The following is a 14,322-nucleotide window of genomic DNA, read 5'->3' on the forward strand; positions in this document are numbered from 1 at the left end:
GCTCAGCCGTCCTTGCCGCCGTCCGGCTCGGGGCAGAGTTCCCCCTTCGGCCCGCAGTCGCCGTTGTTCGACCCGCCCGGCCCGGTGCCACCCGGCGCGGGATTCCCGCCGTCGCCGGGCGGTCGGGCGGGCGAGCCCCCGGCCGCCCCGAAGCGGACGTACCCGATCTCCCGCCCCTCGCCGACGATCATGCCCTGCGACCCGACCGCGAGGGCGTTCGCCGAGGTGCGCAGGACGGCCAGTTCCCGGCCGGTGCGCGGGTCCAGTGCGGCCAACCGGGACGGCTTCTCGTCGGCGACCACCGCCGCGTACGGGGTGAGCGCGGCACCGGCCTTGCCGCTGGCGGGTCGGGTCCACAGCACCTTCTCGGTGCCCAGCTCGTGGGCGGCCACCGACCGCTTGTCGGCCGCCCGGAACACCGCCAGGCGGTCGTCGACCGCGATCAACTTGGTGCCCGAGCCGCCGACCCAGAGCAGTCGCCCGTCGTACCCGTCGATGACCGCCTCGCGGCCGTCCGGGCCGACGCCGATCAGCACGTTCCGCGCGCCCTGCGGGTCTTCGCGCTGCACGCAGCCGGCGGAGTCGGCGGTACGCAGGTTGACCCCGGCCCGCTGCCAGGCCTCCTGCCCGGTCGCCGGGTCCCGCGCGGAGATGGCGAAGTAGCAGGTGCCGTCCTGGGATCGGGCGGCGATCCGCAGCATCCGGCCCCCCACCACGGACAGCCGCTCGTCCCGGCCGGGTTCGACGTTCTGCAACACACGACCGGTGGCGGTGTCGACCACGTGCACCCGGCCGTCCACCGGGAACCCGAGCAGCGGTGGCGCGGGTTCCGCCCCGGCCACCCCGTCGTCGATCCGGGTGTTGGTGAGCCGGCGGGTGCCGCGCAGGCCAGGGTTGTCCGCGAGCAGGCCGCTGTGCACACCGGGCAGGAACGCCGTCCAGAGTGGCGTGGTGCCGCGCGGGTCCCAGGCGCTCAGGGTGCAGTCGGTGGCGTCCGTGCAGCGGGCGTCGAGGAGCAGGTTGCGGTACGTCCACACGGCCACCGCGTCGTCGTCGCGTCGCCGGGTCACCCCGGTGGCCGGGTCGAGCAGCTCGTACCCCTTGACCAGGAGCTTGCCCACGGCGACGACCGGGTCACGGTCGCCGCCGGCGACCGCCGACCAGTCCGCCTTGCGCTCCCACAGCTGGGTGCCGGTGGCCAGGCTGCGGGCCTCCACCCGGGTGCGCTGCTCGACCACGACGGAGTCGCCGGCGATGGTCACGCTGCGCGGAGTGCCGCCGACCCGTTGCTGCCAGACCACGTCGGGCTCGGAGATGGGTTCGCTGCGGTCCACCCAGTCCCACAGGCCGGGGAAGGGGTTCCACACGCCGGTCGCGGCGAGGGCGACGACCACGGCAAGGCCGAGCAGCAGCCCACCGCGCACGCTCCCCTTCGCCACACCGCACACCGTAGCCACGATCACGGATCTTCCGTACGCCCGCGCCGCCGTGTCGCCACGCTTTCTGGGCTCGGAGGTGTTAGAGCGCCCTTCCTTCGGCCCGAACGGCACTCCGCACCAACGGAAGCGTGCGGTAGGGGATCTGCTCGGCCAACGCGATGATCGTGGACGCCCGGGTGATGCCGGCGGACGAGACGATCTGGTCGATGACCCGTTGCAGGTCGGTGTTGGAGCGCGCCACGATCCGGCAGAGCAGGTCGCTGGAGCCGGTGATGGTGTGCGCCTCCAGCACCTCAGGGATGGCGGCGAGGTGGGCGGTGACCGGGTCGTGGCCGTGCCGCTGGCTAATCTCCAGCGTGACGAAGCTGGTCACGCCGAACCCGATCGCGGCCGGTGAGATCTCCGGGCCGAAACCCTGGATGACCCGCCGCTCGACCAGCTTGTCCAGCCGGGCCTGCACGGTGCCCCGGGCCACGCCGAGGCGACGGGAGCACTCCAGCACCCCGATCCGCGGTTCCTCGGCGAGCAGTTCGATCAAGCGCACATCGAGCCCGTCGAGCTGTACATTCTGCTCACCATTCATGGGTGCCAACCATACCGAATGCGCAACCTGACCAGCATTTCCGCTAACAGTTGCCCACCCGGTGCCGGGCCAGCGATCCTCGCCACAAGAACCGACCACGGCGGCCCACAAGGCCGGCCGGTACGCGAGGGAGCCCACCATGACCCAGGCGATCGACCGACCCCAGTCGACCGAGGACGTTGACGTCGACCGGCTCGTCGGCGCAGTCGACCACGACATCAGCCACGACCCGTTCCCGGTCCGGGGCCTCGACCACGTGCACTTCCTGGTCGGCAACGCCAAGCAGGCCGCCCACTACTACTCCACCGCGTTCGGCATGACCTGCGTGGCGTACCGAGGGCCCGAGCAGGGCTACCGGGACCACGCCCAGTACGTGCTGACCAGCGGCTCGGCCCGGTTCGTGCTGACCGGCATGGTGCGCCCGGACGCCGACGGCGCCGACCACGTGGCCCGGCACAGCGACGGGGTCAGCGACATCGCGCTGGAGGTCCCGGACGTGGACACCGCGTACGCGCACGCCATCGCGCAGGGCGCCACCAGCGTCGTCGAGCCGCACGAGGTGACCGACGAGCACGGCACGGTCCGGATGGCCGCCATCGCCGCGTACGGCGACACCCGGCACACCCTGGTCGACCGGTCCCGCTACACCGGGCCGTTCCTGCCCGGCTTCGTGGCCCGTGGCCCGATCGTGAACCGGCAGCCGATGATCGACGCCGGCATCCAGCCGAAGCGCTTCTTCCAGGCCGTCGACCACGTGGTCGGCAACGTGGAGCTGGGCCGGATGGACGAGTGGGTCGAGTTCTACAAGCGGGTGATGGGCTTCTCCAACATGGCGGAGTTCATCGGCGACGACATCGCCACCGACTACTCGGCGCTGATGAGCAAGGTCGTGGCGAACGGCACCCGCAAGGTGAAGTTCCCGCTCAACGAGCCGGCGATCGCCCGCAAGAAGTCGCAGATCGACGAGTACCTGGAGTTCTACCAGGGGCCTGGCGCCCAGCACATCGCCGTCGCCACCAACGACATCCTGGCCAGCGTCGACGCGATGCGGGCCGCCGGTGTGGAGTTCCTGGACACCCCGGACTCGTACTACGAGGACCCGGAGCTGCGCGCCCGCATCGGCAACGTGCGGGTGCCGATCGAGGAGCTGAAGGCCCGCAAGATCCTGGTCGACCGGGACGAGGACGGCTACCTGCTCCAGATCTTCACGAAGCCGGTGCAGGACCGCCCGACGGTCTTCTTCGAGCTGATCGAGCGGCACGGCTCGCTGGGCTTCGGCAAGGGCAACTTCAAGGCGCTCTTCCAGGCGATCGAGCGGGAGCAGGAAGCCCGCGGCAACCTGTAACACTTGCGAGCGTGACGCAGCCTCCGTCGTACCCGACGCCGCCGGTCGGTGGGCCTCAGCCCGCCGCCGGCGCCGTCGCGCCGCCGCCCGGACCACACCCGCAGGGGTACGCCGCGCCGCCGCAGTACGCCCCACCCGGTTACGCCCCGCCGCAGTGGCACGCCGGACCACCCGGCCCGCTGCCCCCGCCGCTGAGCCCGGGCGGTCAGCCGCTGGCCAGCTTCGCCGACCGGCTGCTGGCCTGGCTGATCGACACGGCGCTGGCGACCGCCGTGTCGCTGGCGTTGTTCAGCCCGTTCCTCGTCATCCTGTGGCTGCGCATGTTCAGCGAGATGACCCGGACCAACCCGGACGGGACCTTCGTGGAACCCGACCCGGCCGTCTTCCTCGTGGACTTCTTCCTGCCGATGATCCTGCTCCAGTTCGGGCTCATCGTGGTGATGCTCGGGCTCTACTGGCTCTACCACGTGGAATACCTCAAGCGCCGCGGTCAGACCCTCGGCAAGAAGGCCATGAAGCTGCGGGTGGTGCCGCTCGACCCGACCCGCACGCTCAACCGGGGAATGGCCGGGCGACGGTGGGTGGTGCAGTACCTGGCGGGCTCGCTGGTCCCCGGGAGCAGCTACCTCGATGGGCTCTGGCAGCTCTGGGACAAGCCGTGGCAGCAGTGCCTCCACGACAAGTTCGCCGAAACGGTCGTCGTTAAGGTGTCCTCGTGAGTGTGCAACCCGGCTGGTACGTCGACCCCGCCGACACCGAGACCCGGCGCTACTGGGACGGCGAGGGTTGGCTCGGCGCGCCCATTCCCGTCGACGCCACCCCGCCGGACGGTCCACCGCCGCCCGAGCCGGTCACGCCGCCCGAGCCGCCCACGCCCCCAACCTCCGGTCCGACCTCCCCGGGGCCCGTCGCACCCGGCTGGCCGCCACACCAGGGCCCACAACCCGGACCACAACCGGGGTACGGCCCGCCGCCGGGTCACGGCCCGGGCTGGGGACCGCAGGCCGGCCCGCCCGGTTGGGGTCCGCAGGGCGGTCCTCCCGGCTGGGCCCCTCCGGGTGACCAGTCCGCCGGGACGCCCCCGGCCGGTCAACCCGGCTGGGCGCCTCCGGCTGGTCACCCCGGCTGGGTGATACGACCGCCCGAGCCTCGGCCGCACGGCCTCAGGCTGGCCGGTTACGGCCGCCGGCTCACCGCGCGGCTGATCGACCTCGCGCTCCTCCTCGCACTGAACGTGGTGGTCAACGGCTGGTTCGTCTGGCGCTGGGCACAGGAGTGGGCACCGTACTGGCAGGAGTTGTTCCGGCGCGCCGCGCGCGGCGACACCTCCGCCGAGGGCCTGCCCGTTCCCGGCGAGCAGGCAGGATCGCTCCTCGTGGTGATCCTGCTGATCGCCACCGCGCTGTGGCTGGCGTTCGAGGTGCCCGCCATGGCCGCCGGTGGGCAGACCGTCGGCAAGCGGGTGATGCGGATCCGGGCGGTGCCGATGGCCGCTGACCAGCCGTTGGGCTTCGGCCGGGCGCTGAGCCGGTGGAGCACGCTGGGCCTGCCGACGCTGCTCTGGTACTGCGCCGGGATCGGCCTGGTGCTGCAATTCGTCGATTCCCTGTCCCCCCTCTGGGACCACCCTCTGCGCCAGGCGCTGCACGACAAGCGCGCGCAGACGGTGGTCGTCGAAGTCCCCTACCGCCCCGCTTCCGCCCCCTCGAACGACCGCGACCAGCCCCCGGGAGACACCCCATGACCGACTCCGGACGTCACCAGCCGGCGCTGCGGCTGACCCGCGCCGACCTGGACGCGTTGCCCAACTACGTGCCGGGGCGCAGCCCTGCCGACCTGGCTCGGGAGTTGGGCCTGCCGGAGGCCATCAAGCTGGCCAGCAACGAGGTTCCCTACGGGCCGCTGCCCGGCGTGGTGGAGGCGGTCACCGAGGCGATCACCACCTCGCACCGCTACCCGGACATGGGCGTGGTCGCGCTGCGTGACGCGCTGGCCCAGCGGTACGGCGTGGACGCCGACCGGATCGCCACCGGCTGCGGTTCGGTGGCGCTGGCCGAGCACCTGGTCCGGGCCACCTGCCTGCCCGGCGACGAGGTGCTCTACTCGTGGCGGTCGTTCGAGGCGTACCCGATCATCGTGGCGACCAGCGGCGCGACCAGCGTGCGGGTGCCCAACGACGCCGGGCACGGGCACGACCTGGCGGCGATGGCCGCGGCGGTGACCGACCGGACCCGGGTGATTTTCGTCTGCAACCCGAACAACCCCACGGGTACGGCGTTGCGCCGGGCCGAGTTGGACCGGTTCCTCGACGCGGTGCCGGACGACGTGCTGGTGGTGATCGACGAGGCGTACCGGGAGTTCGTCACCGACCCGGAGGTGCCGGACGGGCTCGACTACCTGGACCGGCCCAACGTGGCGGTGCTGCGCACGCTGTCGAAGGCGTGGGGGCTCGCCGGGCTGCGAATGGGCTGGTTGGTCGCCCAGCCGGTGGTGGCCGCCGCGATCCGCAAGGTGGCGACGCCGTTCTCCAGCAGCACGGCGGCCCAGGCCGGTGCGCTCGCGGCGCTGACCCAGGCGGCCGAGATGGAGCGCCGCTGCGCCCTGGTCGTCGCCGAGCGGGACCGGGTCACCGAGGCTGTCCGCAAGTTCGTGCCGGACCTGCCGACGAGTCAGGCCAACTTCGTCTGGCTCCCGCTGGCCGACCGCGCGGTGGCGTTCGGCAAGGCGTGCGAGGCGCGTGGCGTGATCGTCCGGCCGTTCGCCGGGGACGGCGTCCGGGTCACCATCGGCACCCCGGCCGAGAACGACGCGTTCCTGGCCGCCGCCGAGGCGGCGCTGACCTGAGCGTCGACCTGGTGTGACCAACCAGTGACATAAGAGGGCGTTTGTCCTGTTTAGGGTGTTTTTACCCCTATCTTTCGAAGCAGCCGGTCGTGCGAGGACGCACACCGGCTCACTTCGAGAAAACGGGGTAACGAACAGTGCGTACTGCCAAGATCTGTTTCGCCGGGGCGGCCGCCGCCGCGATGGTGGGAGTCCTCGCCGCACCGGCCGCTGCCGCGCCGACCGACACCACGACCACCACCTTCGAGGTGCTCGCCGGCACGCTCGACATCGACGCGCCGGCCGCCGCCGACCTCGGTGACGGCGCCCCCGGCGGCACCATCACCGGCCAGCTCGGCACGGTGACCGTCACCGACTCCCGGGGCGCCACCGACGCGTCCTGGGTCGCCTCGGTGACGGCGACGGTCTTCCAGACCGGCGGTGGCTCACCGCCCGAAACGGTCCTACCGGAGGAGATCAACTACTGGTCTGGCCCGTCGACGGCGTCCACCGGCGACGGCACCCTCACGCCGGGACAGGCGGCCGCCGGCGACGCCGATCCGCTGTCCAGCGCCACCCCGCTCACCGCGTTCACCCACAGCGGCGGCACCGGCGGCAACACCGCCAGCTGGAACCCCACCCTGGTGGTCAACGTCCCGCTGGACAGCATCGCGGGCGTCTACACCGGCACGGTGACGCATTCGGTGGCGTAGCCCCCGGGGGCGGTCGACCATCGCGGTCACGCTCGCTCTGTTCTGCCTCGCCGGTCCGGGTCTGTCGACCCGGGCCGGCGCGGTCGAACCGGACGTGGGGTCGGACGACGGGGCCATCGGGATCCGGCTGTTGGAAGCCCCGGCCGACCGCCGCACCGATCCTCGGGCGCTGCGCTACGTCGTCGACCACCTACCGCCGGGCACCACCATCAATCGGCAACTGCTGATCGTCAACCGCACCGACGAGACCCGTCGCGTCGACGTGTATCCGGCAGCCGCGACCCTGGAAGCCTCCGCGTTCCGCTTCGGCGAGGGTCGTGCCGAGAACGAGCTGACCTCCTGGGTCACCCTCGACCAGCGCGCGCTGGAACTGCAACCGTGGGGCGAGGCCCGGGTCCGGGCGACCGTCACGGTGCCGCAGACCGCCTCGAAGGGCGAGAGGTACGGGGTGATCTGGGCGTCCACCGCTTCGGCACCCCGGGCCAGCGGTGAGGTGACACAGGTCCACCGGGTCGGCGTCCGGATGTACCTCGACATCGGGCCCGGCGGCGAACCGGTCTCCGACTTCTCGATCGGTGAGGTACGTCCCGCCCGCGGCCCGGAGGGTGACCCGTCGGTGACCGTCCAGGTCCGCAACACCGGCGGCCGCGCCCTCGATCTGACCGGCACGGTCTCCCTGACCGACGGTCCAGCCGGCAGCCGGGCCGGCCCCTTCCCGATCGGGCAGGGCGTCACGCTGGCACCGGGTAACGCCGGGCAGGTCATCGCCCGATTCCCGGTCGAGTTGCCGAACGGCCCCTGGAAAGCGGAGGTGAACCTGGAGAGCGGGTTGGTGAAGCGAAGCGTCACCGCGCAGGTCCAGTTCCCCGATGCGGGTCAGGTCGGAAAACGGGGCAGCGTCGTCAGCCGGATCATGTCCGGCTGGGCCGTGGGGGCGGCCGTCGCTGGCCTGCTGTTGGTCACCGGCCTCGCGGTGCTGGTCCGCCGATCCCGGCGATCCGGTCGGCCGCCAGCCGGCCGGCCGAGGGAGCGGATCCGCGCTGGCGGCTGACAGCACGCCGGCGACCGCACGGGCCGCCAGCCTGAGGGCACAGGCCGCCGGCCGGAGGCCGCACGGGCCTGGCCGGAGGCTCAGGTCAGACCGGCCGCCTCCGGCGGACAGCGAGCCAACCGACGAGGAGCAGACCCCCGCCCAGCCCGACGAGCAACAGTGTCGACCCGCCCGGGCCGGTGACCGGCAACTGACCACCGTGGCTGGGCGTGGGTTGAGGAGGGTCGGGCGTGGGAGTGGGTGGAGGCTGGGTCGGTGTCGGTGTCGGTGTCGCCGGCAGGATCTCGAAGGTGACGCCGGTGTCCGCCGACGGCTCGGCCCGGACGGCGCTGATCCCGCGCGCCGATGCGGGGTCGACGCTCAGCACCGGCGGGACCGCCAGCACGAGGCTCGCGGTCGCGGCGAGCGCGCCGCCCACGAGGTAGCTGGCTGCTGTCCGACCCATGCGCCGACCCCTTTCCCGGAAACCTGAACCATGAAAAACCTACCCTTTCTGGACAAAGGGTATGGGCTGGTCGAGGGTTCAGGTGCCGAAGACGCCACGATCAGGTGGCAGCCAGGATCACCGCTTCGCCGGTGTAGTAGTAGCGCTGGTCGTCACCGTCCGGGTCGACCGGCTTGCGGAGTCGTTCGACAGCGACGTAACCGTCCGCCGCCGCCACCGCCCCGGGGACCCAGCCGGTCCCGTCCGAGCCGACGTTGAGCAGGAAGCGGGACAACTGCGTACCCGTCGCCGGATCCAGCGTCACCAGGTCGTTCGCCTCGGTCAGCAGGTGCACCCGGCCAGGCTGCGCGGCCAGCACCCGGGCCGCACCCAGGCCCTCGGACCGCCACAGCTCCGTGCCGGTGGCCGCCGACCGGCCCACCGCGACCCCGTCGAGCACGACAACGGCCTGGTCACCGACCAGCACCGCGCCGGCCGGATCCAGCGCCGGGGCGGCGACCGGCACACCAGCACCGAGCAACCAACCCCGGCCGCCCTCGTCACCCGGACCGGAGGTCCGCAGGGCGAGGCAGTCCGACTGGCCGGTACGGCAGCCGATGGGAGTCACCACCAACTCGTCCGGGCCACCCGGCGGTCGCCAGCGCTCGCGCACGACGCCGGTCGCGGCGTCCCGGAACTCGATCGTGGCCGGCCCGGCGCAGGTGTCCAGGCCGATCAGCTGTCCCGAGGAGCTGGTGCCGACGTCGCTGCGGCACCTGCCCGGCAGGTCGACCCGCCACAGCTCCCGGCCGTCGCTCAACTCGACCCCGCGCGCCTGGGCGTCCCCGCTGACCAGCAGCACCGTTCGACCGCCCGGGAGGTCGGCGAGCTGGAGCCCGCGCGGGTCCCACACAGGGGCCGCCCAGGTACGTCGCACCACCGCCGTGCTTGCGGCCGGCTTCGGACCGTCGGCCTTCCAGAGCACGCCGCCGGTCCGCGCGTCGAGGGCGACGAGTTGGCCGTCGGACCAGCGGCTGACCACCGTGCTGCCGCTGGCGACGATCCCGGTCAGCTCGGCGGGCCAGCGCCGGTACGACCAGTACGGGCTGGTCCGGTACCGCCCGTCGACCGGCCGGTCGGCGTAGACCTGACGGTGTGCGGCGTACACCCGCAGTCGCCCGTCCACGATCAACGGGGCGACCGGCAACCGACCGATCACTCCGGCAGCCGGTCGGGCCGGGGGCGGGTAGTCACCCCGCGCCAGCGTGCTCACCTCCGCCGGTGCGAGCACCCGGTGGACGATGACCGCGACAGCTGCGATCGCGAGCAGCGCCGCGACCGCCATCACGAGCCGTCGTCGACCCCTCGGGAACCCCATGCCGCACCTCCGACCGGCACCCTACCCAGCGGAACCGGCCGCACCCCGCTCAGGTCACGGCGACGACGGTCGCGCGGAGGGCGGATCTGACGGGTCGGCGCTCAGGCGGCTTCGACCGAGCCGAGGACGCCGGCCGCGACGGTCAGGTCGGCGAGATCACGCCGCAACGCCACCTCGACCGCCCGCGCGGCGAGACCGCCGAGCAGCAGCGCCACCACCCGACCGTACGGGTCGGTCGGCGCCGCCTCCTGGCTGACGGTGATCGCCGTGCAACCCCGGCGGCGACGACGGACCGGACGCAGGCTCCAGGTGATGCGGTAATCCACGCCGGCACCGGAGGAACAGAGAACCAGCCGATGGGGAGCGACTGCCTCCACCACCAGGAACTCCTCGCTCAGCGTGCCGCCGCCCGGCTGGGCGCGCTCCTCACGCCAGGCGGTGCCCGGGCCGAACGGCCCCGGGGTGAGGATCTCGATCGGGCCGGCGGCGCTCAGCCGGGCCGCACGGCCGGGCAGGTCGGTCAGCAGACGCCAGACATCGACAGCGTGCGCCTCGATGAACCCGGTAACCGCGACCGTCGACATGCCACCCTCCCGTGTCCCCGACGGTACGCGGAGTGAGGGCCGGACGGGGCCCCCGGGACGGAATTTCCACCACCCGGAGGCCGCGCTGTCCGTTTGGACCGTTGCTCGGCACCGGACGTCGTCGACCGGTGCCGATGCTCCGGTCAGTGCTCGAATCGACCGGCCCGGATCGCGCCGATGAAGGCTGTCCACCCCGGCGGGCTGACCGCGAGCGTGGGGCCGGCCTGGTCCTTGGAGTCGCGGACCGCGACCAGACCGTGGACGTCAACCAGGTTGTCCGCGACCTCCACGCAGAGCCCCTGGTCGTTCGAACGGCTGCTGGTACGCCAGATTGCGCCCGTAAGATCGTGCATCGTCGTTACCTCCGTGTGCAATGGAAGCCCCACCGCTGAGAGCCGGGCGGAGCCCGGCCCGGATCGCGCGGCGAGGCAACGGGATCCGGACGATCAACGGGTCAACCGGGGCCGGTTATCGCACGGGCTGTGCGATGACCGGTCCCGTGCACGAGACGGATGGAATGCGACCGTTCAGTTGGCCGGACGAATGGTGCCGCTGACCTCGCCGAGGCCGATGGTGGTGCCGTCCGGGCCGGGCGCGGTGGCGGTGATGGTCACCGTGTCGCCGTCGGCGAGGAAGGTGCGGCTCTCGTCGCCCACCTTCACCGGCTCCGCCCCACCCCAGGTCAGCTCCAGGAACGAGCCGACCTGCGATCGGTCCGGACCGGAGACGGTGCCGGAGGCGTACAGGTCGCCGGTGCGCAGTGACGCGCCGTTGACGGTGAGGTGCGCCAACTGCTGAGCCGGCGTCCAGTACATGGTGGCGAACGGCGGCTCGCTGACCTGCTCGCCGTTCCACTCGACAGCCAGTCGGAGGTCCAGGCCCAGGTGCGGCACGTCACGCAGGTAGTCGACCACCGGCGGGTCCTGGTCGGGGGCGGGCACGAACGCGTCGCCGAGCGCGTCCAGCGGCGTCACCCAGGCCGAGACCGAGGTGGCGAACGACTTGCCGAGGAACGGCCCGAGCGGCTGGTACTCCCAGGCCTGAATGTCCCGGGCCGACCAGTCGTTGACCAGCACCACTCCGAAGACGTGGTCGGCGAAGTCGTCGACCGACACCCGACGCCCCATCGGGCTGGGCACGCCCACCACGAAGCCGACCTCGGCCTCGATGTCGAGGCGTACGGACGGGCCCGTGACCGGGCCCTCGGCGGAGGCGCGCTGCCCGGTCGGTCGGATCACCGGCGTGCCGGAGACGACCACGGTGCCGGCCCGCCCGTGGTAGCCGATCGGCAGGTGCTTCCAGTTCGGCAGCAGCGGCGGCTGGCCGGGGCGGAAGATCTGCCCGACGTTCGAGGCGTGGTGCTCGGACGAGTAGAAGTCGACGTAGTCGGCCACCTCGATCGGGAGCAGCATCTCCACGTCGTCGAGGGGCACCAGCAGCGGCTCCACCGCGGGTCGGTGCGCCGGGTCGGTCAGCAGCTCGGTGATGCGCTGCCGCACCGCCGTCCACTGCGGACGGCCCAGCGCCATGAACTCGTTGAGGGTGGGCCGGCACAGCGCACCGGCGGCCAGCACCAGGTCGGCTGCCTCCGCGGCGGCCAGGTCGAACACCCAGGACCCGATCCGTACGCCGATGCGCGGCTGACCCTCGTCGGACCGGAACACCCCGTACGGCAGGTTCGTCACCCCGTACGGCGATCCGTCAGCGCCGGTCACCCAGGTCATGCGTCGTAGCCCCCGTTCACCAGCCCCAGCCGGATCAGATCGGTCAGTGGTTCCAGGATGCTGCACGAGCCGAAGCCCACCCACAGTGGGCGCGGTAGGTCCAGTCGTGTCGTCGCCCGCTCCACCAGTGGGCGTGGGTCGACCACGGTCAGCAACTCGGCGACCGCCTCCACACCGTCGCCGTCGGCGGCGGCCAGGGTGGCGGCCAGCACGTTGGCGTATCCGTGGTGGGTGAACCCGGTCTCCGAATCCAGGTGCCGGACGGCCTGGTGCAGCCCGGCGGTGAGCTTGAAGGGCAGGCCCCGGTCGCGGCAGGCGCAGATCACGGCGGCGAGCTCGGCTGGCGTGGGAAAGAGTTCGGCGGCCAGGCCACCGGTGCGGAACTTGGCCGCGACGGGCACCCCGTCGTTCCGGGCCGCGGCGAGTGCGTCCAGCGCGCCCATCAGCCCGAAGGTCAGGGGCAGCTCGGCGTAGACGGCCTCGACGTCCGGCAGCGCATCGGTCAGCCGCAGCAGCTCGGCGATGCCGGGCAGGGGGTCCTCGCCGCGCTTGGCGACGGCCACCTCGACCTGGCGGGCGGTGACGCCGTCCGGGGCGAGAAACGAGAGCGCGTACGGCAGGTTCCCGATCCCGGTGTCACCGATCAGCCCGATCACCAGGCCCTCACCCGGGTCGACCAGACCAGTCAGCTCGCCCGCCGAGACTGTCGAGGCGGGGATCAGCAGCGGGCCGACCAGGTCGGAGTACCAGGCTGCGCGGTGTCGGCGGTGGGCGGTCAGCGCGTCGGGCAGCGTGGCGCTGCCCGGGGGGAAGACGGCGGCGTCGTCCACCAGGCCGTCGAGGAGTGCGGGCACCTGCGTTGACACGGAACAAGAATGTACGGGACGCTACGAGGAACGGACAACAGCGTCCGATTATCGGACGCGGTTGATCGGTGAACGGAACATATCGGGAGGCGAGATGCCGTATTACCGCAGCGTCGGCGATGTGCCGCGCAAGCGCCACACCCAGTTCCGCCAGCCCGACGGCACCCTCTACGCCGAGGAGCTGATGGGCCAGGAGGGCTTCTCCTCCGACTCGTCCCTGCTCTACCACCGGCACGCGCCCACCGCGATCCTGGCCGCCGACGAGTTCACCCCGCACGCGTTCACCCGGGCACCGAACCTGCCGCTCAAGCCCCGCCACCTGCGCACCCACAAACTGGACACCGGCGGCTCCGACCCCGTCCTCGGCCGGCAGTACCTGCTCGCCAACGACGACGTACGGATCGGCTACGTGCTCGCCGACCGCCCCTCACCGCTGTTCCGCGACGCCACCGGCGACCACTGCCTCTACGTGGAGTCGGGCACTCTGCGGGTCGAGTCCCCGTTCGGGGCGCTGGACGCGGTGGCCGGCGACTACGTCATCATCCCCACCTCGACCATCCACCGGCTGGTGCCCACCGGTGACCAGCCCGTCCGCCTGCTCACCGTCGAGGCGTCCGGGCACATCGGCCCACCCAAGCGCTACCTCTCCGTCCGCGGCCAGTTCCTGGAGCACTCGCCGTACTGCGAGCGCGACGTCCGCGGCCCCAACTCGCCGCTGCTCGTCGACGGTGAGGAGGTCGAGGTGCTGGTCCGCCACCGCCGTGGTTGGACCCGCTACGTCTACGCGAACCACCCGTTCGACGTGGTCGGCTGGGATGGGCACCTCTACCCGTGGGCGTTCTCCATCCACGACTTCGAGCCGATCACCGGGCGCATCCACCAGCCCCCGCCGGTGCACCAGACCTTCCAGGGCCCCAACTTCGTCATCTGCTCGTTCGTGCCCCGCAAGGTCGACTACCACCCGGACGCGATCCCGGTGCCGTACAACCACCACAACGTCGACTCCGACGAGATGCTCTTCTACACGGGCGGCAACTACGAGGCCCGGCGCGGTTCCGGCATCGAGCAGGGCTCGATCTCCCTGCACCCGTCCGGGTTCACCCACGGTCCCCAGCCGGGTGCAGCCGAGCGTTCCATCGGTGCGGACTACTTCGACGAGTTGGCCGTCATGGTCGACACGTTCCGCCCCCTGGATCTCTGCGACGCCGCCACCGGCTGCGAGGACGAGGGATACGCCTGGACCTGGGCGCGTTCGGTCTAGTCGCGCTGGGGTTTCGCCGGAGCCCACCCGCTCTGGGCGGTCAGGCTTGATCCCGACGCGGGCGGGCTCCGGCGAAACCCTGACGTGCGCGAGCTGGGCGACGCTTGTTGATCTGTCGCGGTGCTGCCGGA

At 72.1% G+C, this 14,322-nt stretch carries 15 protein-coding genes; 7 read left to right on the top strand and 8 right to left on the bottom strand.

Annotated features, from left to right (window positions below; translation table 11 throughout):
* Positions 1-2: 2 nt before the first annotated feature.
* Together KBX46_RS05245 and KBX46_RS05250 are read right to left on the bottom strand one after the other, a co-directional pair.
* The gene (locus tag KBX46_RS05245) at positions 3-1,448 is read right to left on the bottom strand and encodes a PQQ-binding-like beta-propeller repeat protein (protein WP_371409946.1); all 1,446 of its coding nucleotides are present in this window, start codon (positions 1,446-1,448) and stop codon (positions 3-5) included.
* Between the two features lie 70 nt (positions 1,449-1,518).
* Positions 1,519-2,022, bottom strand: coding sequence for an Lrp/AsnC family transcriptional regulator (locus tag KBX46_RS05250; RefSeq protein WP_099849060.1), 504 nt, complete (start codon positions 2,020-2,022; stop codon positions 1,519-1,521).
* A gap of 139 nt (positions 2,023-2,161) precedes the next feature.
* On the opposite strand from KBX46_RS05250, the gene hppD reads away from it, so the two are divergent.
* The 6 genes from hppD (at position 2,162) to KBX46_RS05280 (ending at position 7,954) form a co-directional block, all read left to right on the top strand.
* Entirely contained in the window at positions 2,162-3,367 is a 1,206-nt protein-coding gene (hppD, locus tag KBX46_RS05255) for a 4-hydroxyphenylpyruvate dioxygenase (RefSeq protein WP_210791248.1), read from the top strand.
* Positions 3,368-3,378: 11 nt separating this feature from the next.
* Complete coding sequence (locus KBX46_RS32355) at positions 3,379-4,086, top strand: RDD family protein (RefSeq protein WP_210791250.1); 708 nt, start codon at positions 3,379-3,381, stop codon at positions 4,084-4,086.
* Positions 4,083-5,111, top strand: coding sequence for an RDD family protein (locus tag KBX46_RS05265; RefSeq protein WP_141911529.1), 1,029 nt, complete (start codon positions 4,083-4,085; stop codon positions 5,109-5,111). The genes KBX46_RS32355 and KBX46_RS05265 overlap by 4 nt, the downstream gene beginning before the upstream one ends.
* Complete coding sequence (gene hisC, locus KBX46_RS05270) at positions 5,108-6,211, top strand: histidinol-phosphate transaminase (RefSeq protein ID WP_099849068.1); 1,104 nt, start codon at positions 5,108-5,110, stop codon at positions 6,209-6,211. The genes KBX46_RS05265 and hisC overlap by 4 nt, the downstream gene beginning before the upstream one ends.
* Before the next feature lie 137 nt (positions 6,212-6,348).
* On the top strand, positions 6,349-6,903 hold the full coding sequence (locus KBX46_RS05275; protein ID WP_307871405.1) for a hypothetical protein: 555 nt from the start codon (positions 6,349-6,351) through the stop codon (positions 6,901-6,903).
* Between the two features lie 94 nt (positions 6,904-6,997).
* Positions 6,998-7,954, top strand: coding sequence for a hypothetical protein (locus KBX46_RS05280; RefSeq protein ID WP_210791252.1), 957 nt, complete (start codon positions 6,998-7,000; stop codon positions 7,952-7,954).
* An 85-nt stretch (positions 7,955-8,039) separates the two neighbouring features.
* On the opposite strand, the gene KBX46_RS05285 is transcribed toward KBX46_RS05280, so the two are convergent.
* The 6 genes from KBX46_RS05285 to KBX46_RS05310 form a co-directional block, all read right to left on the bottom strand.
* Positions 8,040-8,399 (bottom strand): LPXTG cell wall anchor domain-containing protein, encoded by a 360-nt coding sequence (locus tag KBX46_RS05285; protein WP_210791254.1) that lies wholly within the window; start codon positions 8,397-8,399, stop codon positions 8,040-8,042.
* 100 nt (positions 8,400-8,499) lie between these two features.
* Positions 8,500-9,756, bottom strand: coding sequence for a PQQ-binding-like beta-propeller repeat protein (locus tag KBX46_RS05290; RefSeq protein ID WP_210791256.1), 1,257 nt, complete (start codon positions 9,754-9,756; stop codon positions 8,500-8,502).
* A gap of 101 nt (positions 9,757-9,857) precedes the next feature.
* A complete protein-coding gene (locus tag KBX46_RS05295) occupies positions 9,858-10,340 on the bottom strand; it encodes an SRPBCC family protein (RefSeq protein ID WP_210791258.1) in 483 nt (160 codons plus the stop codon).
* A gap of 143 nt (positions 10,341-10,483) precedes the next feature.
* A complete protein-coding gene (locus KBX46_RS05300) occupies positions 10,484-10,693 on the bottom strand; it encodes a DUF397 domain-containing protein (RefSeq protein ID WP_088950494.1) in 210 nt (69 codons plus the stop codon).
* 174 nt (positions 10,694-10,867) lie between these two features.
* Positions 10,868-12,064 carry a fumarylacetoacetase gene (gene fahA / locus KBX46_RS05305; RefSeq protein WP_210791260.1) on the bottom strand — a complete coding sequence of 399 codons (1,197 nt, stop codon included), beginning with the start codon at positions 12,062-12,064 and terminating at the stop codon, positions 10,868-10,870.
* Positions 12,061-12,930 carry a hypothetical protein gene (locus KBX46_RS05310; RefSeq protein WP_210791262.1) on the bottom strand — a complete coding sequence of 290 codons (870 nt, stop codon included), beginning with the start codon at positions 12,928-12,930 and terminating at the stop codon, positions 12,061-12,063. The genes fahA and KBX46_RS05310 overlap by 4 nt, the downstream gene beginning before the upstream one ends.
* Before the next feature lie 94 nt (positions 12,931-13,024).
* Between KBX46_RS05310 and KBX46_RS05315 the strand changes: the two genes are divergently transcribed.
* On the top strand, positions 13,025-14,191 hold the full coding sequence (locus tag KBX46_RS05315) for a homogentisate 1,2-dioxygenase (RefSeq protein WP_210791264.1): 1,167 nt from the start codon (positions 13,025-13,027) through the stop codon (positions 14,189-14,191).
* Positions 14,192-14,322: the final 131 nt, after the last annotated feature.

Source organism: Micromonospora sp. C81, assembly GCF_018070425.1.
GTDB lineage: Bacteria > Actinomycetota > Actinomycetes > Mycobacteriales > Micromonosporaceae > Micromonospora > Micromonospora zamorensis.